We start from the raw sequence: 20858 nt of genomic DNA, 5'->3' as shown, positions 1-20858 counted from the left end.
ATACCCCCGATGCTTGTCCTAGAGAGTCACCATCGGCGCGGCCTGGACCGTCGGTGAGCCCTCGATGGCTGGCGCAGCGCTCGCCTGTCCCAGCTTGCGGCGGCGTCGGGCCGCGCGGCGGGTCTCCACGAACCAGAAGAAGGCGAAACAGCCGATCTCCCACCACTCGATGGCCAGCACCCAGTGGTCCGGCGTCAAGAGTCTGACGAGCACGCCGACCAGGACCACGCCGACGGTCATCGCCAGGAAGATCCACTTGTAGAGGTAGAGGAGGTCAGGATCGTGTGGTTCGGCCGTCGGGTCGCCCTTGGCGGCGCGGTCAGGATAGGCATGGCTCCAGACGGCTACGGCCAGCAGGAGGATCATCACAATCGCCGCGTAGTTGTGGAGCTTGGCCGGGCCGCCGAGACCGTCGAGCTCGACGTAGGCGGCTGACCCCGCGAAATACAGTTGCCAGACGAGCAGGGCAAGGAACACGGCGGTCAGCAGGACGGCCGCGACCATGAACCTGCGGCCCCAACCTCCCCTGGCAAACATCTCTGCGGTCCGGTGGGACCTGCGCAGTGTCAGGAAGGCCAGGACGGCACAGATGATGACCACCCAGAACACGGTGATCCGCAGTGACCACCCGTAGTCGGCGGCACTGAAGCCGCCCACCGGACGTTCGCCCAGGTCGCGGAGCTGCTTCATGACGCTTTCCAGGGTGGTGGGGATGAGGGCGACGAACACGGCGAAGAAACCGGCCATGTTGAGGCTGAACTCCTCGAGCGCGGTCGTGCCTCGGTAGGCGATGAGGCAGGCGGCAATGGCGATCATGACGCCGACGAAGACGTCACGGGAGGAGCCGCTGTAGTAGGCGCTGATCGAGCTGGGGAACGAGTCCTTCCAGGGGCCGGTGGTCAGCGCCTTCCACAGTCCGATGGTGAGGGTCACGCAGAACAGCAGGATGGGCAGACCGATCAGGGTCCACCGCAGATGGTCGTAGGTCAGGCGCAGGTTGGCGAAGTCAGCTGCAGGGAGTGCGACGAACCCGCTCGCCGGCCCTGGCGCTGATCGCGGAGTCTCTTCCATCTTTGAAGAGTCCTCCTGGTCGGGGTCTCTGTCTAGAGGCTTTTCGGTCCCGTCATCTGCTGTCTGTATGCCGCATCGCCGCTGGTCAGCGCGCTGCGGTCGCACTGTCAGACCTTTGTTCTAATGTGGTTGTAGTTGGAGAACCTGGTTCGTCTGGGAGAGGGGGCAGTGATGTCGACCGAAGTGTTGGCCGACCGGTTGGAGCGGTTGTTGAGCGCTGCTCCTGGGCTGGAGTTGGGTCGTGGCGGGCTGTGGCGTGGGTCCTGGCCGTTGTCGCCGATCGCGCCGCAGCCAGTTGATGAGCCGACCCCGGAGCCCGATGACGAGATCTCGCAGGATGAGGCTGCGGAGCAGCTGCGCGCGGTGCTGGCGCGCCTGGGCGTTGGGTCTGGTGCGGCGGAGGCGTTGACGAGCGCGTCGCTGGCGTGTGCCACCGTCGCCGGCTCCGACGCGGGGCGGAAGCACCTGGAGGCGCCGCGGTTGCTGGAGCATGGCAGTGACCTGCTGGGGGCGATCGAGTCCCTCACCGCGGCCGCGGGGCACCTGGAGTCGGTCGTCCTGTCCGCGGCAAGGGAGTTGACGTGGGTGCACGGCAAACTGCTGCTGGGCGAGAAGGGCGCGGCCAGCCCGGACGAGCTCTCGGCCTCTCAGAAAGAGAAGTGGCGTGCGCGGGCGAAGTCCAAGACCTGCGCAGAGATCGAGGCAGGGACCGGGTGGGGTGAGGGCGAGGTCCGCGACCTGGTCGCTGTCGCGAACGCCGCACCCGAGGTCGCCGGCCCGGTCCACCACTCCCTGAGGTGTGGTGAGTCGTCCTGGCGGTTGGTGCGCCGTTACTACCGGGCCTGCACCGGCATGGCTCACGAGGACGGTGCCGCGATCGCTAACGGCTTCTTCGGCACCGACCCGGGCGCTGCGGTCACCGAACGGGTCGACTCCAGCGGGGCGTTCCTGGGTGGCCCGTGGCGGCACAAGGAGTTCCACCGGGCCCTGAAACGCGAGATCGCCCGGGTCAACGCCCAAGACCCCGAGAAGCAGAAAGAGGCTGACGCTGCCGCGAAAGCCAACGCCGACACCCACCTGATGCTCGATGAGAACGGCACCGGCACCTTCATGATCGGGACCACCGCCCTGGAAGGGACCGCGATCAACGAACGGATCGACGCCGCCGCCCGCCGGGCCCGCGCCCTGGGCGACCCACGCAGCCAGCGTCAGCTGCGGTGCGCGATCGCGACCGCGCTCCTGCTCAAAGGGACCGTCGACCTCTCAGCCATCCCCGACGACCCCGACCAGGTCACCATCGAACAGTCCGAACAGCTAGCCCGGGTCCTGTCCGGGCTACCGGCCGCCACCCTGGACGTCATCGTCCCCCTCACCACCCTCCTCGGCACTGATCCTGAAGGGACCCCGATCCCGGCAGCGTTCGCCGACCGACCCGGTGGGCCGGGTTGCACCTGCACCTGCACCTGCGGCGCCAGCACGACATCGGGTGCCGCCGCGACAGGCTCCGGCAACCCACCAGGTCCCGGCCTGAGGGGACAACCCTGCCCCGACCCCGCCGCTCACCACCACCGTGACCGTCCGGGCCCCAGCGCTGACGGGGCTCCACCCGACCAGCACACCCCGAACCACCCTGACGACCCTCACGACGCTGACGCCGACCCTGATGCTGATGCTGATCAGGATCCTCACGGCCTGGTCGATGAGCAGATCCGCCTCCCTGATGTCGGTGTCGGTGAGATCGTCGGTCGCGACTCACTCTTCCTGTCCCCGACCCAGGTGCGTGACCTGGCCCTGGTCCCCGGCTCGACCCTGTACCGCCTGCTGACCGACCCGGCCACCGGCCGGTGCGTGGAGCGCTCGATCACCGCCTACCGCTTCGATGCCGCGATGCGCGCCCAGATCATCGCCGCCGACCGGTTCTGCCGCGCCCCCGGCTGCGTCAAGCCCGCCAAGACCTCCCAGCTAGATCACGTCCAGGAGTACGGCACCACCGGCGGCCACACCTGTGAGGCCAATGCCATGGCCCTGAGCACCACCCACCACGACAAGAAGACCAAGAAGGACGTCGACGCGATCATCAACACCAACCGTGACGTCACCTGGACCACCCTGCTCGGGCGGATCTACACCACCAAGGCTCACGACTACAACCAGTACACCAAGCTGCTGACCGCGGCGAAGACCCAGATCGACCAGGAGATCGCCGCCGGGGCGACGAAGGGCGACGCGATTGACGCCGCGATCTACCAAGCCTTGTCCTACCGGCCCCCCGGCTCACCCTTCGAAGCCCGCGAAGACAACCCCGGGTTCGAGGACGACTTCACCGGCTGGGACCAGATCACCCTGACCCACACCGGCCCCGACGGCCAACGGGCCTACCGCCCCGCCCCCGACGCCACCCGAGCCGAACACGACCGCCACAGAGCCACCCGCACCGACCACGACAACGCGAGCGATGGTGATCAGCCGAACAGTGACGAGCACCAGGCCGATGACCAGCAGGCCGGTCAGCAACACGACCGCGGGAAGGACACCGGCGGCACCGGACACGGACCCTGGTCCAAGCCCCACGACGACCCGCCGCCGTTCTGATCCGATCCACGGCTAGCGACGATCGGCGTCCATGCTTTCACTCGGGATTTCCCGCAGTGCCTCAGACAGGCCCGCACGCCCGAGGCTGAGCGTCACATGGTCGCGTCGAGCGGCGGCAGGCTCGGGTTGGCGCAGTAGTTGAACGTGCCGTCCCGGCCGGCGTGATAGCTGAACAGCTCGCCGTCGACCTCGAGCACGAGGAGGTGGCCGGGGACCAGGGCCTGGGTATACATCATTCCCGGCTTCGGGCAGCCGATGCTGCCGTCGCGCCAGGTCACGGCGGAGTAGCCAGCGGCCGCCACCGCATCCTCGCCGACACCCTCGCGCTCGGCGAGATCAGTGACGGCGGCCTTGACGTTGTCCTGGGCGAGCACGTTGGTGGGCACGGGGCCGGTCGGCAGGGCAGCGCCCTCGGTCGGGTTCACAGGGGGCATCTCGGTGGCTTCCTCGTCGTCGGTCGTCGGGGCAACATCGTCAGCGGGCTCAGTCGTCGGCGCCGTGTCGCTGCTCGTGGGTTCGGTTGTGCCCCCTGGTGTGTCCTCGGTCGTCCCGCAGGCCCCCAGCCCCAAGACGAGCATCACGGCGAGCGCGGGTGCGCCAGCGCGAATCGGTCGGGAGATCTTCATCTGTCCTCACCTCTCGTCGGTTTCCGAGTGTATGACGGTCAGACCGATCGCTCCGTTCCGTCCCGTGGCAGACGGGACGCGGTGCGGCAGGCGAGAGGCGGTGAGGAAGTCGGGAAGCGGTGAGCAGACCGGAGGCTGTGAGCAAAGGAAAAGGCGCCGACCCCTGCGCCGACGCCCTTCCCTGTCGCGGTGCACTCCGAAGAGTCCCGCTCATGTGTCGGGTCTTGCCCCGGACCCACACACTTCAAGAGACGTCGCGAGAGGGGGCTGAGTTGCGCTATCTCGCAGACTGTGACGAGGGTCACATAGTCTGCGACGTCCCGCCCTCACTGAGCGCGGACCGTCAGGACCTGGAGCGCGTGGCCGACGGGTCCGTGCTCGTCGTGCAGCACGGTTGAGGTGACCCCGAGGCCGGTGCCACCCCAGGAGACCGTCGTGTCCAGACCGACCCAGCGCCCGGTGGGCGGGCGGTGGAAGTGGATGGTCAGATCCGTGTTGGGGAAGAGCCACTCACGCGGCGACTGCCGCACGGCGATGCCGTTGGCCGTGTCGACCAGACCGACGAACCGGGCCAGCGGGGTGGACGGCACGCCCTCCACCAGGTCGTGCTCGGTGTGCAGCCAGACCCGCGCGCGCCCCGGCACCGGGGGCTCGACCGCGCGGAACTCCACGGAGCTGATGTAGCCGCCACCCCACACCTGCATGCCCTGCCACGGCTCCAGCCGTTCCGGACCAGGCAAAGGCTCGACCGCGGTCCCGGCCACGGCCGAGGTGTCCTGGGTGGACAGCCGCCACCCACTGGCCCGGATCACGTCGCGCCCGCCCGAGCTCATCGTCGCCTCGACCAGCTCGATGGTCCGCCCGGGCCGCACGGTGCGGGTGCGGATCGTGGAGTCCTCGAGGTGGATCATGCCGAGGATGTCAAAGGAGATGCGCGCCAGCTGCAGGTCCTCGCGCGGCTCGTGGAGCTCTAGCGCGTGGGCGAGCAGGCCCGAGGCTGGCCCCATGTGCTGCTCGGTCTCCTGCCAGGCGCCCTGCGTGTGGATCGTCGGCCGATAAACCCCGTCACCGAGGGGCTGGTAGTAGGTCACGCAACCATCGTAGGGAGCAAGATGGCCCCATGAACCAGCGCCTCCTGCGGATCGCCACCGAGGTCCTCCAGCGGCCCTACCCCTACTCCTCCGGGCACGTGGCCACCGGACCGCACGACACCGACATCACCCCGCAGCGGCTGCACCCCGCCTTCCACGGCGCGCTGGACTGGCACTCGTCGGTGCACATGCAGTGGTCCCTGGTCCAACTGCTGGGAGAGGACGCCGGGGCCACCCGAGATCCGGACAGCGATGCGTATGCCGTGGGAGCAGGTCTGCCGGTGCCCGACCAGTGGGTGGAGGCACAGGTCGCGCGACAGCTGCTGGACGAGCGGCTCACCCCGGCCAACCTCGCCGTCGAGGCGGCCTATCTGCGGGAGCGGCCCGGCTTTGAGCGGCCCTATGGCTGGGCCTGGGCGGCGCTGCTGGGGGCTGCCGTGCGCGAGCACCCGCAGTGGTCGCGCGCGATGGCGCCGCTGCTCGAGGTGATCGCCGACCACGTCCTGGCCTGGCTGCCGCGGCAGGCCTATCCGATCCGGCACGGCAAGCACCAGAACGACGCCTTCGGGCTGCTGCTCCTGCACCGCGCGTTCGGTGAGCTCGGTCGGGTCGATGTCACGCAGGCCGTCGCGGCCCGGGCCGTCGACTGGTTCGGTGACGACGGACCTGCGGCCACGGCGGACGAGCCGTCCGGCAGCGACTTCCTCTCGCCCGCGCTGACCGAGGCCGTGCTGATGCAGGCCGTCCTCGGCCTCGACTTCGCCGCGTGGCTCGAGCACTTCCTGCCGGGTCTGGGCGAGGGTGCTCACGCGCACCTGCTGGAGCCGCCCACCGTGCTCGACCCGACCGACGGTCAGGGAGCCCACCTGCTGGGCCTGGCCCTCTCCCGCGCCTGGCAGCTGCGCGCCCTGGCGAGGTCGCTGCCGGGGGTGCGCGCCGGCATACTCCTGCAGTCGGCGGACCGTCAGGTCGATGCCGTGCTGCCGCACGTGACCGAGGGCGACTTCATGGCGACCCACTGGCTGGTCAGCTTCCTGCTGCTCGCCGAGCGCTGGCAGGTCTGACCCGACGCCTCGGGAGCGCCGCCACCAGGCCACTCCCGCGGCATGAGGGACAGGACAGCGAGACGGGCCCACCCCCGCAAGGGGATGGGCCCGTCCTGGTGCTTAGCTCACGGCCGGGTCACCGGCCGCGGCCTCACTGCCAGCTGGGGAGCAGAGCGTTGAGCTCGTCCTCCACTGCGTGGCTGACCGAGGCGGGACCACCAAAGATGGTCGCGTCAGCCGGCGAGAGCCGGTTGAGCTCGGTCTTGATCACGCCCGGGAGCGCGTCCGGGTGGGTCAGCAGCATGGGCGCACCCTCGGAGCCGGCCAGAGCCGCACCCGTCAGCGCGTCCGGCCACGTCAGACCCGACGCGACGTAGGCCCGGGGGGCATCCGCAGCGTAGGACGCGGTGATCGCCACGTTGGTCTCCCAACGGTCGTCACCGGCCAGACGCGAGTCCGCACCCAGGGTGGCGTAGACGCCGTTGGAGACCGAGCTCGGTCCACCGACGACGACGACGCTGTCCGGGTTGAGACCCGTGATGGCCGCATTAACCGTGGCAGGCACCGAGTTCGTCTTGGTCAGCAGCACCGGCACACCCTCATGACCCGCCAGCGCCGAAGCGGCCAGCGCGTCAGGGAAGGCAGCGTCATAGCCGCTGGCCACATAGACCTTGGACAGACCGGCCGGGAACTCCGCCGCTAGCAGGGCAGACGTCTCATAACGGTCTGCACCACCGATGCGGTTCACGGGGGCCCACGCGGTCAGCTCGGTCTCGATGTCGTTGGACACAGAGGCCGGGCCACCCAGCACGACGATGTTGCTCGGAGCCAGGGCGTCCAGAGCGTCCGACGTCACCGTCGGGATGCTCTTGCCGACCAGCAGCACCGGAGCGGCGTCGCCCTCAGGTGTCGTCATGGTCGACATGCCGGCGCCGGCTGCTGCCGACCCGGTGAGCGCGTCCGCAAACGCCTCGCCATAGGCGACGTAGACCGTGTCAGCACCCTCGGGGTAGAGCTCCGAGATCGCTGCCGCCGTGGCGTAGCGGTCATCGCCCGCCACGCGCTCGACACCGTCGGTGACGACCGAGACGATCGTCTTGCCGATGGTCTCGCCACCGTTGAGGTAGTTGACGTTGCCCAGGTAGCGAGCACCGCCCGCGAGACCGTCCCAGGCGACCGTGAGGTCGATCGGCACGCCGATGGCCGCCGGGGCGGTCTCCGGGGAGACGGTCATGTTGCCCTCGTCGGCGTCGGTGACGGCCCACACGTGGGTCGGCACGTTGGCAACGGCACCCGCGGCACCATCCCAGTAGTCCAGCGCCAGGTAGTAGGTGCCGGCTGCCGGGTTGTCGAGGGTGATGGACTCATCCGAGCCACCAGCCGCGCTCTGTGCGACAACTGCGGTGTAGGCCGGGTTGATGAGGAACAGGTCCATGTCAACGCCAGCCGGGGTGATCTCCGACTGGAAGGTCGAGATCCGCAGCGTCTTGGTGCCCGCCGGGACCACGATCGGCTCGACGTGGTCCTGGAAGCCAGCACCACCCGCCGGACCGTCCGAGGTGACCGCCAGCGGCCGCTCGTCGGAGGGGATCAGACCGTCGATGTCCGTGGACAGCGTCCCGGTGAAGCCCGGGGTGACCTGGTAGCTGCTGCTGCCCGAGAAGCCTTCGCCGTTCAGCTCCGCGGGAGCGGAGATCTCGAGGGGACGAACCGCGATCGGGCTCTCGACGGTGATCTCACCGCTGACCAGCCGCAGCTGACCGAAGGTCCAGGCCTCCGGCTCAGCGGTGGTGGCCGTGATGGTCACCTCGTAGCTGGCCGTGCCGTCGGCGGGCACGGTCAGGACCGTGGGAACGACCGTCACCGTGGTGCCCTCCGGGGCGTCGATGTCGAAGGTGTAGGTGCCACCCACGCCGGTCACGTCGGTCACCGTGCGGGTCACCGTCTGCTGACCCGGCAGCGAACCCACCGAGATGCTCGGGTAGTTCAGGTCGCTCGCAGCCGGCTCCTCGCCGGTGCAACCGCTGAGCTGGCCGATGGCGCAGGCGTAGTCAAGCCATTCGTTCACGCCGGCGTCGTAGACCAGACCCGGGTTGTAGGACGGAGCAGGCTGGACCTCACCGGCACCATAGTTCAACGGGGTGGCGACGGTGCCGAGGCGCTCGATCGGGTCACCCGCGTCATCGACGTCACGTGCGGTGGTCATCATGGCCGACTTGATGGCGGCCGGGCTCCACTCCGGGAACTCCTGCTTCATCAGCGCTGCCAGGCCCGCGATGTGCGGGGCCGACATCGAGGTGCCCGAGATCTGGGAGAAGGTCGGGGTGCCGGGGTCGGAGTGGTCCACGTGGTAGGCAGCGGCGATGTCGACGCCCGGAGCCGTGATGTCCGGCTTGAGCAGGTCCCCGCCACCGGCCAGCGCCGGACCGTATGACGAGAAGCTCGCCATCTCCGGGGCGTTCACGATGGTGTTGGTGGTGGCGCTGATCGTGGCAGTGGGAGCCGCAGCGGTCTGCGCGTAGTCCTTGACCAGCTGGCCCTCAGCGGCCGCGAGGTGCGTGGCCGGCACCTCATAGATGATCGCGTTCTGACCGGCCGCACCGGCCGGGTCGTTGATCATGACCATGCCGACGCCGCCGCTGTTGGCGACCTCACTGCCCTTGTCGACCAGTGCGTAGGCGCCGCGCATGCAGACCACGATGTTGCCGTCTGCAGCAGCATCGTCGACCGCGCCGGTGGCGCACAGCTCGGCCTCGCTCGCGGCGACCCCCGTGGCGGGGATGTCGCCGGCATAGACCAGCGGTGCCTCGACCGGGCCGCCGTAGCCGACACCGTCATAGGTGGCGTCGTTGCCCAGCGTGACGCTGTTCTCCGCGCCGCGGTTGTGCGTGCTGGCAGCGACGGTCATCGTCCAGGGTGCGTTGTGCGCGACCGAGGAGACGCCGACCGTGTCGCCGGAGTTGCCGGCCGACGTGGAGACGAAGATGCCCGTGTTAGCGGCGAACAGGAAGGCCACCTCGTCCGGGCCCATGATGTTGGTGCTCGAGCCGGAGATCGAGTAGTTGATGACGTCGACGCCGTCCAGGACGGCGTCGTCGATCGCGGCCACGAGGCCGGCAGTGGTGCCGGAGCCGTTGCCGTCAGCGGTCATCCACAGAGCCTTGTAGGCCGCGATGTGCGCTGCGGGGGCCATGCCCGAGGCCAGCCCGAGCTCGGCGCCCTGGATGCTCAGCGGCACGTCGTGGTTGCCGGCGGAGGTGCCGGCCGTGTGCGAACCGTGACCGTTGTAGTCACGTGCGGAGGTGAACTCCTCCGGGATGACGGTGTTGCCGAAAGCCTCGCCATACCAGCGCGCACCGATGACCTTGTTGTTGCACTCGAACGCGGCGTAGCGGTCGACTCCGGCCTCGTTACAGTCGCCGGCCCAGTCGGCGGGAGGAGCGGAGATGCCCTCGCCCGCGAAGCTCGGGTTGTTGGGGTCGATGCCGGTGTCGATGACTCCGACGACGATGCCCTCGCCGGCGTTGTCGACGCCACCGAACTCGGTCGCCCAGACGCCGTTGTCACCAGAAAGACCCAGGTAGTCAGGGGTCTGCACCGTGTCTGCGTGGCGGATCTCGTCCTCCCACACCTGGAGGACGCCCGGAGCCTTGCGCATGTGGATCGCCTCGGCGGCAGTCATCTCCACGGCGAAGCCGTTCAGCGCGGCCTCGTAGGTCGTCACGACGTCGGAGGAGCTCAGGCCGAGGGTCTGCAGGACGTCGGCGCGCTGTGCACCCAGGTAGTCCGTGTAGGCCTGCGCGGCAGCGCTGTCGGCGTCGACCTTCTCGCCTGCCTTGGGAGCCGTCGCGGTCAGACCGTGGCCGCCGTCGAAGGCGACCAGGGGGTCGTCGGCCAGTTGGACGATATAAGTCTTGGTCTCACCTAGCTGGAGGTTGGCTACCTCGTCGGCCTGAGCCGACATGGTGCCTACCGCCAGTGGCGAGACCACGACCGCGGACGCAGCGAGAGCGGCGATCCGCGCTCGCGTTCCGGGATGGGGCTTTCGCACTGTTGGAATCCTTACTCGGAGTGGAATCTGCCGCACGCTTTCGCCCACGCCAAAGTGGCGGATGGTCTCAAGGGTGCTCAGGCAGTCTGCGTTGGACACCCCCAAATGTCCATAGTCAAGACCCAGAGATGACCGAATCGTTACCTTAGGCACATGACTCCCGTCGTCCCTGCCGCGTCCGGGCGGTCGGTGACCCGTCGGCAACGGCTGGTCACCGAGACCGTCCTCGTCCTCGGCGTCAGCCTCGGCGCCTCCGCGGTGTGGGCGCTGCTGTCGCTGATCCGCAAGCTCACCGCGCCCACCCCGCTGGCCCAGCAGACCACCGCGATGAACACCTCAAGGGTCCCCGACCGGCCCTGGCTGGACCTGGCCTACCAGCTTGCCGACATACTCCTGCCGTTGGTGCCGGTGCTGCTGGCACTGTTCCTGCTGAGCCAGGACCTGCCCCGTCCCCACCGGGCCATCGGTCTGGACCTGGCCCGCCCCGGGCGCGACACGGTGGCCGGGCTCGGGCTCGCCGCCCTGATCGGGCTGCCGGGGCTGGCGCTCTATCTGGGCGCGCGGGAGCTGGGGGTCAACACGACGATCAGTGCTGCCGGCCTGCCCGCGATCTGGTGGGGCATCCCGGTGCTGGTGCTGGCCGCCGTCGGCAACGCGCTGCTGGAGGAGGTGGTGATGGTTGGCTACCTGTTCACCCGGTGGGCCCAGGCGGGGTGGTCGACCGTGACGATCGTGGTGACGAGTGCGCTGGTGCGCGGCAGCTATCACCTCTATCAGGGGTTCGGCGGGTTCGTCGGCAACGTCGCGATGGGGCTGATCCTGGGGCTCGTCTATGTCCGGACCAAGCGCGTGATGCCGCTCGTGATCGCGCACACGGTGCTCGACGTGGTGGCGTTCGTGGGCTATGCGCTGGTCGCGCCGCACGTGTCGTGGCTGTGATCGTGGCTGTGAGGGGCGGTCGTGTTGGGAACCGTCGGTGCCCTCAGTTAGTTTGACTGTCGTCCGACGCGGTCGGGGGAGGAGGTGGCGTCGTGGTTGACATGATCAACGAGTTCGTCCGCGCGCAAGCTGGCTCGGTGTGGGTGCTGCCTCTGGTGTTTGCGCTGTGCACGATCGACGGCTTCTTCCCGCCACTGCCCAGCGAGTCGATCATCGTCGCGCTTGCCGCAGTGTCCGCCTCGGTCGGGGAGCCGAACATGTGGTGGGTCTTTGTGGTCGCGGCCACGGGGGCGATGCTCGGGGACAACATTGCGTATGCGATCGGTCGCCACGGGGGGCTGACCCGGCTCAACCACAGCAAGAGCCACCGCGTGCGCGATGCGATGGGCTGGGCCCACCGCGAGCTGGATCAGCGGGGCGCCATGATCATCATCGCCGCGCGCTACATCCCGGTGGGCCGGGTCGTCGTCAACATCACCGCGGGGGCGACGAAGTTCCGCTGGCGCAAGTTCTTCGCACTGGACTTCGTCGCCGCCCTGAGCTGGGCGGCATACTCCATCGCGATCGGGACACTCGCCGGTCGCTGGCTGCATGACAACCCGTTGCTGGCGACCGCGGTCGCGGTGGCGGGTGGGGTGCTGCTCGGTCTGCTGATCGACCGGCTGCTGCACAAGTTCATGGGGGTTGCGCCGGAGGGGGCGCAGCACCGCAAGGGCCGTCGGGTGGCGGGCGAGTCGCGAGAGGGTGCTCTGGAGGACTCGCGAGAGGAGTCGCCGTGAGGGCTCTGCCGACCTGGCAGTCGCTCGGCGGCAACCACCGGGCGATGCGCCACTTCCTCAACGTGTGGCCGCCCTTCCTGGCCAGCGGCATCCGCGTGGAGGAGATCTCGGCCGACTTCCGCTATGCCCGTGTCGCGCTGCACAAGCGGCCGTTGACCCGCAACTATGTCGGCACGCTGTTCGGTGGCTCGCTGTTTGCGATGACCGACCCGTTCTGGATGGTGCTGGTGCTGCGCAACCTCGGGCCGGAGTTTGTCGTGTGGGACAAGGCTGGCGAGATCGAGTTCGTCGCGCCTGGGACCTCGTCGGTGCGGGCCGAGTTCCAGGTGACCGACGAGCACCTGGACGAGCTGCGCGCCGCGGCGGCGGACGGCAGCAAGGTGCTGCGCTGGTTCGAGACCGACGTGGTCGCGCAGGACGGCACCGTCGTCGCCCGCGTGCGCAAGCAGTTGTATGTCCGGCGCAAGCGGGAGACGCCGGTCGGCTGACGGGCAGCTCGGCAGGTGACTAGGCCGATGTTTGCAGGGTGTCTAGGCCGATGTTTGCAGGATTCCTAGCCGGGTGCTTGCAACCCGTGAGCGAGTGTGCTGCAAGAACTGGTCAGCGCAGGGGCACGAACTGGTAGTGGCCCGGCGCGGTCTCGTGGCCGTCGCGGGTGACGCGGACGAGCCGACCGGCCAGGGGCAGCACCAGAGCGCCATCCGGGGTCAGCTGGTCGACCAGCTCCTGCGGCACCTGGTTGGTCCCGGCCGAGACCAGGATCCGGTCGAACGGGCCGTCCTCGGGCGAGCCCAGGGAGCCGGGTGCGGCGACGCGGACCTGGGCGGTCGGCATACCCTCCAGGGCCTTGCCGCTTCGCTCGACCAGCTCCTGCTCCAGCTCGACCCCGAGCACCCACCCTTCTGGGCCGACCAGCCGGGCGAGGATCGCGGTGCTCCACCCGGACCCGCTGCCCACGTCGAGCACTCGATGGCCCGGGCGGACGTCTAGGAGACGCAGCATCGCCAGGAGCGTGCTCGGCTGGGAGCAGGTCGAGCCGTGGCCGATCTGCAGCGCGCGGTCCTGCCCGGCGGAGCGGCGCACCGACCGCGGCAGGAAGTCGGCGCGGGGCGTGCCGGCCATCGCTTCGTCCACAGATTCCCGGCCGCGCTCGCTGTCACCAGCCATGACACCTAGTGTGGCGCAGGTGAGCGAAGCGATCGAGTTGATCCCGGAGGCCTCCCGCGTTGTCACCGAGCTGCCACTCGAGGGGCAGTGGGATCGGCCGACCCCGTGCCGTGAGTGGAGCGTGCGTGACCTGCTCAACCACCTCACCGTCGAGCACCTCTGGGCGCCGCACCTGCTGCGGGGGGAGTCGTTGGAGCAGGTGGGCAGCCGCTATGACGGTGACGTCCTGGGCGATGACCCGATGGGGGCCTGGCGGCGCGCGATCACCGCGTCCGTGCTGGCGTGGGGGCAGGCGCCGGAGCGGGAGATCCAGATGTCGTTCGGCACCTCCAGCACGACGGAGTATGCCCAGCAAATGCTGGTCGACCTCACGGTCCACGCCTGGGACCTCGCCCGGGCGATCGGGGTGCGCCCGCACCTCGTGCCCGATGCGGTGGAGGCCGCGCTGGCCTATGAGAAGCCGCGGGTGGGCGCCGGCGAGGTGCCCGGCATCTTCGCTGCGCCGGTGACGACCGAGTCCGAGAGCCGCGTCGACCAGCTGGTGGCGCTGCTCGGCCGCGACCCTGAGTGGACGCCACCTGCCTGACGCGTAGGTGCTTGGTGTTCCTGCGCTGAGTCCAGGGAGCGCGGCGGTTATGCCTTTACTACGCGCGGGTTCGCATGCGTGATACCACGGCATCGCCTCTCACGCGATGAATGAAGGTCTAGTGTAGGTATAGATCAGGCAAATCTATGATCTGCAGCAATGGCCGAACGTAAAGTCTTGTCCAAGTCTCTTGTGGCGCTGGTGGCGTGTGGCTACGGTCACTCTGGACGACGAAGACACTTTGGACGACGAAAATCACCACAGGTTGGGGAATTGTTATGTACAAGGTTGGTGGCGGCGGAACCGTCGTTGCGGGGGGAAGTTTGGCGTATACCGGCGCACCGCTCTTCGCCTACGCATTGGTGGGCTTGGCGCTGATGGTTGTCGGGCTGCTGGCCTATAGATTCTCCGCAGCTCGCACAGGCCAGAGCTAACTTTTGGGCAGGTACCGGGGTAGGCACCGAAAGGTCGCCTTCTCGCCGATGGCATCGAGCGATGGCCAGGTGCAGCGGCGCCCCTCCCTGATTATCGCGGTCTTCCTGCTGGTCGCGGCCCTGGCACTGCTCCTGCTGGGACAAAGTGTGCGCTCCGTCGAAGCGCTGGCCCAAGCCACCCTTCTCAACCTTGGCGGCCTCGGAGCGGACGCCATGGGACAGGCTGTCATCTTCCCCCTTGATGGTCGCTGGGTGGGCGTGGGCTTCAGTGTGGGTTGCAGCGTGGCTCCTTTGACCGCGCTCTTCCTCGGTGGGTCTGCGGCAGCTGCGTGGATGCGGCCGCTGCGCCTACGGTCAGTCGCACTGGGTGTTGGTGCGTTGGTGCTCGTCTTCATGATCGCCAACCAGCTCCGGATTGCCACCATTGTCGCGATGATGAAGACGATGGGATTTGAGCGTGGCTATGAGTTCAGCCACGTCTTTCTCGGGTCAGCGATCAGCACCATCGGTTTCGTTGCTGCTGTGCTCCTCTTTGTCCGCCTCATCCTGCGCGATCCGGCCCGTATGTCGGCGGTGGGAGCATGAGCCCGCTAGGACTAGGGCCCTGGGTTGACCTCATGGCCCTCGCTCTGTGCATCACTTTCCTCGGCTACGTCATGGCTATCCTGCTCCCGTTCCTCCGGCACCAGAAGACCGCTGCAGGCGATCCCCAGTCATTTGAGTGGCACGTGCTGATCCCCTGCCTCGACGAGGAGAGGGTGGTGCACCGGACGGTCACGCGCATGCGGGAGATGCACCCTTCAGCGCACGTCTGGGCCATCGACGACGACTCCTCGGACGGCACTCTCACCATTCTTGAGGATCTCGCACGGACCGACCTTCGCGTCCACGTCGTCCGCCGGACGCCGCCGCAGGCCAGACAGGGCAAGGGTGCCGCCCTGAACGCCGGATGGCGTGCGATCCGCCGCCACCTCGAGATGGTGCACGGCGAGGACTACGAGAAGGCGGCCGAACGCGTCGTCGTCGGCGTCATTGACGCGGATGGTGTTCTCGACCCTGATGCGCTCGCAACACTGAGCGGGCCGACCATTTTTGGTGACACTCAGGTGGGCGCGGCCCAGCTCCAGGTCCGCATGGTCAACCGCGGAGAGTCTGGCCGCATCGACGCCGGCGATCCTGAGCCCGTGACCAGGTTCGGTCGCCTTCTGGTGACATTGCAGGACCTGGAGTTCCGCTCAGTCATCGCCGCCATGCAGCATCTGCGCCGCAGCCTGGGTTCGGTTGGCATGGGCGGCAACGGCCAGTTCAGCCGCTTGTCAGTCCTTGACCTCATCGCTGAGCAGCACGGCACGCCCTGGCACGGTTCCCTGCTTGAAGACTTCGAGCTCGGGCTGCATGTCCTGCTGGTGGGTCGACGCAACGAATACTGCAATGACGTCTGGGTGGCCCAGGAGGGCCTGCCCTCAGCGCGAGCGCTGGTGCGGCAACGGACCAGATGGGCGCAGGGTGGCATGGAGTGCCTGCGCTACCTGGGCGCGGTGCTGCGCTCGCGCAACCTGAGCACGCCAGCAGCACTTGAGATCTGCTACTTCCTGCTCATTCCGTGGACTCAGCTCGTGGGCTCCGTGGTCTACGTCGCCGCGTGGGGATTCGTCATCAGGTATGCCGTGATGACGCCGGCCGGTGTGACGGGCTGGTTCGCCGGCGGGGCGTGGGGCCTGATCCCGTTGATCATCGTCTTCGGGATCGGTCCGCTGGCGGTGTGGGGTCTCGTCTATCGGATCAAGGCCGAACCGGGGACGGGTCGTGGTCGTGCGCTACTCCTCGGCCTCGCGTACTGGATCTACAGCTATTTGATGATCGTCTCCGTGTGGCGGGCAGCGTTCCGCATCGCGCGGAGCAAGAGCGACTGGGTCAAGACCGACAGGGTCTACCAGGGGCTCGCAAAGGGGTCTGCTCCCCGCGCTGCGGGACGAGCACACCCACCGTCCACGTCAGGGTCGCTGGCGACGTCAGCAGCAGAACCGGCAACATTCACCAGATAAGGAGAATCATGAGCAGTGCAAGAGTTCGTTCGACCACTAGACGTCTCGCCCTCGCCGGGACCGCAGGGGGCGCCGCGACCATCCTCGCGGCGACGGCTGCGATGGGAGCGCCGTTTGCCACCCAGGCCAGTGCGACAGCACTGCACCTGAGCGTCCTCAACCCCGCGGTCGTCGTGGACACCACGACGGAGACGGCCGAGAACGACGGCAGCACTGAGACCGTCACTGCGTCTGAGCAGCCGCTGATCTCGCTGCTGAACGGTCAGGACGTCCTGACCGCCGGGGCACTGGGTGAGGTGGCCGTGGCTAACAACGACGGCACGAGCGCCGCCTGCTCCGGTGTCACCGGTGAGGGCGGACTCGTTGATGTCGGCGACGCGGCCAACTGCACGACTCCCGGAACGGCCCCGGTCGTGCTCAACCTTGTGGACGTCCTCGGCCTGGTCAGCGCACGGATCGAGGCCGACGCCATCACGGCGACCTGCGAGACGCAGGCCGACGGCACGAGCTCTGGCCAAGCCAACTTGGTCGGTGCCCGACTAGTCGTCGACCAGCCGCTGCTGATTCCTGACGTGATCGTGGATCTGGACACCACCGTCGCGCCCAACACCGATCTCCTCAGCCTCGTGTCGCCAACTGTCTCGGCCCTGCTCTCCCCGCTAGTCAGCGTCACCCTCAACCAGCAGGTCCCGCTGGATCATCCGGAAGGCACTGACCCTGGCTACTACGGAGGTCTGTCGGTCACTGCCATCGACGTCGACGCCGTCGGCGACGCTCTGGCCAACGTCGAGCTGGCCAACGTGACCTGTGGACCCAGCGCCGACCTGGCGCTGGTCCCGGCCGTGCCGCTGGCCGGTCTGCCGATCGCCCTGGGCACGCTGGCCGTGGTCGGCACCGGAGTCGCGGTCGTGACGACCAAGCGCCGGCGAGCCACCAGCCACTGACACAGAACAAACATTGCCCGGTGACCGAGACCCCTCGGTCACCGGGCAATGTTGGGTCAGGGGCTCTGCGTCTCGATCGTCCCGTCGTTGAACGGCATGTGCGGAGCCACGACGGGGAAGACCCACTCGAACAGGACCCCCACCACGATGGCCACGAGCACTAGCGTGAGGAGGAGCTTCAGCCACGTGGGCCCCGGCAGAGTGCGCCAGATCCAGGCATACATCAGCTGTCCTCCGTGCGGTCGTCTGCCAACAGCTCAGGGGGCGCCCCCTGCGAGCGAGGGACCGACCGGTCGAGCACGGCATACCCCACGAGTCGTTCTGCGGCACTGAACTTCGGGTGGCAGGCGGTCAGGACCATCGAGGCACGTGAGGCCTCAGCCTCAGGTGCACCCGGGACGGGGGCGAGCACCTCCCAACGGCTGGGCTCGACCACCTCCAGCTTCTCGAAGGAGTAGACGTGGTAGCCGGCCGCCGTCTCGACGACGATCGGGTCGCCCGCCTTCATCTCGGCCAGGTCCCACAGCGGGCGTCCATAGGTCGTGCGGTGCCCGGCCAGCGCGAAGTTGCCCACCTGCCCGGGGGCGCCGGTGCCGGGGTAGTGCCCGAGGACACCCTGGTTGAGAACGTCGCGGTCCGTCCCTTCCTTGACGACCCGCTCCTGCCCGATCGTCGGCAGATAGATCACGGCGATGGGGTCGTTGATGGCGTAGCTCGTGGCGGGCGGCTCGACCACCTCGGTCGGCTCTGTGTCCCGGACTTCTGTGGCTGCGTCATCGGCGGGAGGTGCGATGAACTCGGCGCGAGCCTCGATGAGCAGCTCGTCGGATTTAGCATTGGCCTGGACGTCGGTCCACCACCCCTGCCACACCACGAAGAGCAACAGCACCGCTCCCAGCGTCAGGGTGAGGTCGCCGACGGCACGCAGCGCGAGTCGCACGATCACCTGGTGTCGTGCGCAGTGTCAACGAGGTCGCCGACCCTGGTTTGTGGTCGCCGTGGGATGAAGTCCTGGGGGCGGGGGCCGAGGCCGAGCCAGTGGCGCAGGGCAGCCACCGCGCGTGGTGCGGCCCTTCCGTCTCCATAGGGGTTGACCGCTTGCGACATCGCCTCACGAGCACTGGGGTCGGTGAGCAAGGACGTCACCTCCGCCACGATCCGAGCCTCGTCGACACCGACGAGGCGCACGGTCCCGAACTCCATGGCTTCGGGACGTTCTGTCGTCGAACGCATCACGAGCACGGGTTTGCCGAGCGCCGGTCCCTCCTCCTGGACGCCGCCACTGTCAGTGAGGATCACGCTGGCCCGCTGCAGCAGGCGACAGAAATCGCCATAGGCAGCGGAGTCGACGATGTGGACGTTAGGCAGGTGGCCCAGGTGCCGGACGAGAACTTCGCGCACTCGAGGGTTCGCGTGGGCGGGCAGGGCGACGTCGTGGCCGGGGTGCCGGACGGCGACCGTGGCGACTGCGCGGCCGATCGCCTCCATCGGCTCACCCCAGGACTCGCGGCGGTGCGCGGTGACGAGCACGAGCGGCCGGTCGGTGCTGGACAGCTCGCGCAGCTGCTCGTTCTCCCACGGGTGATCAGCGGCGACGGCGTGGTGCAGAGCATCGATCACCGAGTTTCCCGTCACGACGATCTTGGCCGGGTCGATGCCCTCACGCAGCAGGTTGTCACGGTTGCCCGCAGTGGGAGCGAGGTGCAGCGCAGCGATCCTGGTGAGCAGCGACCGGTTGCCCTCCTCGGGGAACGGGGCCGCCAGATCGCCGGTGCGCAGGCCTGCCTCCAGGTGGACGACGGGCACCTGTGCATAGAACGCGGCAAGCCCCGCCACAAAGGCGGAGGACGTGTCACCCTGGACCACCACGGCCGCTGGCCGATGGGCCGCCAGGTCGTCGGAGACTCCACGCAGTGTCCTGACGGCCACATCCGACAACGTCTGTCCCGTCTGGTGGATGTCCAGGTCGACGTCCGGCTCGATCCCGAACAGGGTGTTGACCTGGTCCAGCATCTCCCGGTGCTGGCCCGTGACGACAACGCGGACCTGGAAGTCTGGATCCTGCTGCAGCGCCAGCACCAAGGGAGCGCACTTGATCGCCTCGGGGCGCGTGCCATAGACGAAGGTCACGATCGGTCGATCGGCTGTCATGCCTGTGTCCATGGACTGCACCCCACTCTCTCGTCTCCGTGCCCCGCAGTCCATGACTCTATCTGGCCAACCAGTCGACACTCCCACCGTGGCAGACCTGAGGGTCACTGAGGTGTGCGGTGAAGCCCATGTGGTGAGCGGCATGGACAGACATCTGCCGAGATATCTGCCTTTCTTCCTCATATGGTGGATATATGCGCTCGACATCAAAGATCCAGACACCGACCGGTTGGTTCGGGAGCTCGCCAGGCTGACCGGTGAGACCATCACCCAAACCACTCGGCGCGCGGTGGAGGAACGGTTGCAACGCGAGCGGGCCCGCGCGGGTGCGGGCGATGTGAGCCACGAACTTCAGGACATCATTCGCCGCGGTCGCATCCGGCCGATCCTTGATGACCGCCCCCTCGATGAACTCCTCGGGTATGACGCCACGAGGCTCCCGGATGAGGCTGGCCCTCGACACGTAGGCGATCGCCGCGGTCGTCTATGGGGAGGCCGGCGCCGAGCAGTTGCTGGACACCGTGACTCGCGAGGTGGGTGGGCTAGCATCGCGATGAGCGTGCTCGGTGGGGGCAGGTGGCCGATCTGCAGCGCGCCGACCAGGTCATTGCTCAGCGCGGCCCGTGCAACAGTGCCTGGCGGTTGGCTTCGTATTTGCGCCGGCCGATCGCGCGCCAGACCAGGCGCACGGGTGGCGGGATGTTTTTATGCATGAACGCCGTGCCGCCGTCCGGCTGGGCCGCCAGAATGCCTCCTAGCATGGGGAACGCCTGGCCCTTCGGCGTCGCACGGCGTCCGTGATCGGCGGCCGCGTCGACCTCCGGCTGAGTGAGCACCTCCTCCATCAGCGGGACGATCTTTGTCTCCTCGTCTGGCAGGTGCTCGTCCAGCGCGCTGTTGATGCCGGCCAGCGCCGAGAGGACGGGTTGGGCAGCAGCACTCGAGCCGGACGCCCGCCAGGTCGGCAGAGCTGCGTCCAGCGCGTTGAGCTGCACGAGCATCGCGGCATGCTGGGACTGCATCCGGTCCACGTGGAGCGCGCAGGCTGGGGCCCGGTCCCGGAGCTTGCCCCAGAGATCCTGGTCCTCGAACTCGTGGTGGGTGTGGAGGGCGACGGAGAAGAGGTTGAGGTGCTTGGCGACCACCTCGGCGTGCGCAGCATCACCGTCGGCAACCCCCTCGACGAACGCGACCCCGTCCCGGAAAGCGGCCTTGAACGCGCGGTGGATCTCGGCCATCCCGCTGGCATCACACGGCATCGCAAGGCCTCTCTGTGGAGGGTGGGTCCTCACCCGATGGTGCGGGCGGGTCCCTTCGCTCGAAATGTACGCCCGTG

The 20858-nt window shown here is 68.2% G+C and carries 19 protein-coding genes; 10 read left to right on the top strand and 9 right to left on the bottom strand.

The features are described 5' to 3' along the window. Positions 1-18 precede the first annotated feature (18 nt). Positions 19-1071 carry a hypothetical protein gene (locus NF557_RS16040; RefSeq protein WP_252620769.1) on the bottom strand — a complete coding sequence of 351 codons (1053 nt, stop codon included), beginning with the start codon at positions 1069-1071 and terminating at the stop codon, positions 19-21. Positions 1072-1242: 171 nt separating this feature from the next. Between NF557_RS16040 and NF557_RS16035 the strand changes: the two genes are divergently transcribed. Further along, on the top strand, positions 1243-3663 hold the full coding sequence (locus NF557_RS16035; protein WP_252620767.1) for an HNH endonuclease signature motif containing protein: 2421 nt from the start codon (positions 1243-1245) through the stop codon (positions 3661-3663). A 92-nt stretch (positions 3664-3755) separates the two neighbouring features. Here NF557_RS16035 and NF557_RS16030 read toward each other — a convergent pair whose 3' ends face one another. Together NF557_RS16030 and NF557_RS16025 are read right to left on the bottom strand one after the other, a co-directional pair. After that, positions 3756-4289 carry a hypothetical protein gene (locus tag NF557_RS16030; protein ID WP_252620765.1) on the bottom strand — a complete coding sequence of 178 codons (534 nt, stop codon included), beginning with the start codon at positions 4287-4289 and terminating at the stop codon, positions 3756-3758. A 326-nt stretch (positions 4290-4615) separates the two neighbouring features. Further along, entirely contained in the window at positions 4616-5380 is a 765-nt protein-coding gene (locus tag NF557_RS16025; protein WP_252620763.1) for a thioesterase family protein, read from the bottom strand. A 29-nt stretch (positions 5381-5409) separates the two neighbouring features. Between NF557_RS16025 and NF557_RS16020 the strand changes: the two genes are divergently transcribed. Then, positions 5410-6444, top strand: a complete 1035-nt coding sequence (locus NF557_RS16020) for a DUF2891 family protein (RefSeq protein ID WP_252620762.1) — start codon at positions 5410-5412, stop codon at positions 6442-6444. A gap of 133 nt (positions 6445-6577) precedes the next feature. Here NF557_RS16020 and NF557_RS16015 read toward each other — a convergent pair whose 3' ends face one another. Then, positions 6578-10477: a cell wall-binding repeat-containing protein gene (locus tag NF557_RS16015; protein WP_252620760.1), complete on the bottom strand. Its 3900-nt coding sequence runs from the start codon at positions 10475-10477 to the stop codon at positions 6578-6580. A gap of 153 nt (positions 10478-10630) precedes the next feature. Here NF557_RS16015 and NF557_RS16010 point away from each other — a divergent pair, with 153 nt between their 5' ends. The 3 genes from NF557_RS16010 to NF557_RS16000 all read left to right on the top strand — a co-directional run bounded on the left by NF557_RS16010 (position 10631) and on the right by NF557_RS16000 (position 12683). Then, positions 10631-11416, top strand: a complete 786-nt coding sequence (locus NF557_RS16010; RefSeq protein WP_252620759.1) for a CPBP family intramembrane glutamic endopeptidase — start codon at positions 10631-10633, stop codon at positions 11414-11416. Positions 11417-11517: 101 nt separating this feature from the next. Then, entirely contained in the window at positions 11518-12195 is a 678-nt protein-coding gene (locus tag NF557_RS16005) for a DedA family protein (protein ID WP_252624253.1), read from the top strand. Further along, positions 12192-12683 carry a DUF4442 domain-containing protein gene (locus NF557_RS16000; protein WP_252620757.1) on the top strand — a complete coding sequence of 164 codons (492 nt, stop codon included), beginning with the start codon at positions 12192-12194 and terminating at the stop codon, positions 12681-12683. Before NF557_RS16005 ends, NF557_RS16000 begins: the two co-directional genes overlap by 4 nt. Positions 12684-12795: 112 nt before the next feature. Here NF557_RS16000 and NF557_RS15995 read toward each other — a convergent pair whose 3' ends face one another. Then, complete coding sequence (locus NF557_RS15995) at positions 12796-13362, bottom strand: protein-L-isoaspartate O-methyltransferase family protein (protein WP_252620751.1); 567 nt, start codon at positions 13360-13362, stop codon at positions 12796-12798. A 19-nt stretch (positions 13363-13381) separates the two neighbouring features. Here NF557_RS15995 and NF557_RS15990 point away from each other — a divergent pair, with 19 nt between their 5' ends. The 4 genes from NF557_RS15990 (at position 13382) to NF557_RS15975 (ending at position 17371) form a co-directional block, all read left to right on the top strand. After that, positions 13382-13948 (top strand): TIGR03086 family metal-binding protein, encoded by a 567-nt coding sequence (locus tag NF557_RS15990; protein ID WP_252620749.1) that lies wholly within the window; start codon positions 13382-13384, stop codon positions 13946-13948. A 482-nt stretch (positions 13949-14430) separates the two neighbouring features. Further along, a complete protein-coding gene (locus NF557_RS15985) occupies positions 14431-14967 on the top strand; it encodes an exosortase/archaeosortase family protein (RefSeq protein WP_252620745.1) in 537 nt (178 codons plus the stop codon). A gap of 32 nt (positions 14968-14999) precedes the next feature. Next, entirely contained in the window at positions 15000-16427 is a 1428-nt protein-coding gene (locus tag NF557_RS15980; RefSeq protein ID WP_252620744.1) for an XrtP-associated glycosyltransferase, read from the top strand. 8 nt (positions 16428-16435) lie between these two features. After that, entirely contained in the window at positions 16436-17371 is a 936-nt protein-coding gene (locus NF557_RS15975; protein WP_252620742.1) for a hypothetical protein, read from the top strand. Between the two features lie 56 nt (positions 17372-17427). Here the strand turns inward: NF557_RS15975 and NF557_RS15970 are convergent, their stop codons facing one another. From NF557_RS15970 to wecB, 3 genes are read right to left on the bottom strand one after another with little or no spacing between them, the layout of a single operon-like run. Next, the gene (locus NF557_RS15970; RefSeq protein ID WP_252620740.1) at positions 17428-17595 is read right to left on the bottom strand and encodes a hypothetical protein; all 168 of its coding nucleotides are present in this window, start codon (positions 17593-17595) and stop codon (positions 17428-17430) included. After that, positions 17595-18317 (bottom strand): class E sortase, encoded by a 723-nt coding sequence (locus tag NF557_RS15965; RefSeq protein ID WP_252620738.1) that lies wholly within the window; start codon positions 18315-18317, stop codon positions 17595-17597. Before NF557_RS15965 ends, NF557_RS15970 begins: the two co-directional genes overlap by 1 nt. Then, a complete protein-coding gene (gene wecB, locus NF557_RS15960; RefSeq protein WP_252620737.1) occupies positions 18314-19522 on the bottom strand; it encodes a non-hydrolyzing UDP-N-acetylglucosamine 2-epimerase in 1209 nt (402 codons plus the stop codon). The genes NF557_RS15965 and wecB overlap by 4 nt, the downstream gene beginning before the upstream one ends. Here wecB and NF557_RS15955 point away from each other — a divergent pair. Continuing rightward, entirely contained in the window at positions 19521-20237 is a 717-nt protein-coding gene (locus NF557_RS15955; protein ID WP_306254467.1) for a type II toxin-antitoxin system VapB family antitoxin, read from the top strand. The two genes, wecB and NF557_RS15955, sit on opposite strands and share 2 nt — an antisense overlap. On the opposite strand, the gene NF557_RS15950 is transcribed toward NF557_RS15955, so the two are convergent. Next, positions 20134-20781, bottom strand: a complete 648-nt coding sequence (locus NF557_RS15950) for a hemerythrin domain-containing protein (protein ID WP_252620735.1) — start codon at positions 20779-20781, stop codon at positions 20134-20136. The two genes, NF557_RS15955 and NF557_RS15950, sit on opposite strands and share 104 nt — an antisense overlap. Positions 20782-20858 lie beyond the last annotated feature (77 nt).

The organism is Ornithinimicrobium cryptoxanthini (assembly GCF_023923205.1).
GTDB lineage: Bacteria > Actinomycetota > Actinomycetes > Actinomycetales > Dermatophilaceae > Ornithinicoccus > Ornithinicoccus cryptoxanthini.
The sequence above is the reverse complement of the archived record's forward strand: the minus strand, read 5'-3'. Positions and strand labels throughout refer to the sequence as shown.

What these genes read in the sequence shown, in the direction of transcription:
- NF557_RS15955 (WP_306254467.1), top strand. Translation starts at nt 19,521, where the DNA reads ATGCCTGTGTCCATGGACTGCACCCCACTCTCTCGTCTCCGTGCCCCG.
- NF557_RS15950 (WP_252620735.1), bottom strand. Translation starts at nt 20,781, where the DNA reads ATGCCGTGTGATGCCAGCGGGATGGCCGAGATCCACCGCGCGTTCAAG.
- NF557_RS15975 (WP_252620742.1), top strand. Translation starts at nt 16,436, where the DNA reads ATGAGCAGTGCAAGAGTTCGTTCGACCACTAGACGTCTCGCCCTCGCC.
- NF557_RS16040 (WP_252620769.1), bottom strand. Translation starts at nt 1,071, where the DNA reads ATGGAAGAGACTCCGCGATCAGCGCCAGGGCCGGCGAGCGGGTTCGTC.
- NF557_RS15980 (WP_252620744.1), top strand. Translation starts at nt 15,000, where the DNA reads ATGGCCCTCGCTCTGTGCATCACTTTCCTCGGCTACGTCATGGCTATC.
- NF557_RS15970 (WP_252620740.1), bottom strand. Translation starts at nt 17,595, where the DNA reads ATGTATGCCTGGATCTGGCGCACTCTGCCGGGGCCCACGTGGCTGAAG.
- NF557_RS16035 (WP_252620767.1), top strand. Translation starts at nt 1,243, where the DNA reads ATGTCGACCGAAGTGTTGGCCGACCGGTTGGAGCGGTTGTTGAGCGCT.
- NF557_RS16005 (WP_252624253.1), top strand. Translation starts at nt 11,518, where the DNA reads ATGATCAACGAGTTCGTCCGCGCGCAAGCTGGCTCGGTGTGGGTGCTG.
- NF557_RS16020 (WP_252620762.1), top strand. Translation starts at nt 5,410, where the DNA reads ATGAACCAGCGCCTCCTGCGGATCGCCACCGAGGTCCTCCAGCGGCCC.
- NF557_RS16010 (WP_252620759.1), top strand. Translation starts at nt 10,631, where the DNA reads ATGACTCCCGTCGTCCCTGCCGCGTCCGGGCGGTCGGTGACCCGTCGG.
- NF557_RS16030 (WP_252620765.1), bottom strand. Translation starts at nt 4,289, where the DNA reads ATGAAGATCTCCCGACCGATTCGCGCTGGCGCACCCGCGCTCGCCGTG.
- wecB (WP_252620737.1), bottom strand. Translation starts at nt 19,522, where the DNA reads ATGACAGCCGATCGACCGATCGTGACCTTCGTCTATGGCACGCGCCCC.
- NF557_RS15995 (WP_252620751.1), bottom strand. Translation starts at nt 13,362, where the DNA reads ATGGCTGGTGACAGCGAGCGCGGCCGGGAATCTGTGGACGAAGCGATG.
- NF557_RS15985 (WP_252620745.1), top strand. Translation starts at nt 14,431, where the DNA reads ATGGCATCGAGCGATGGCCAGGTGCAGCGGCGCCCCTCCCTGATTATC.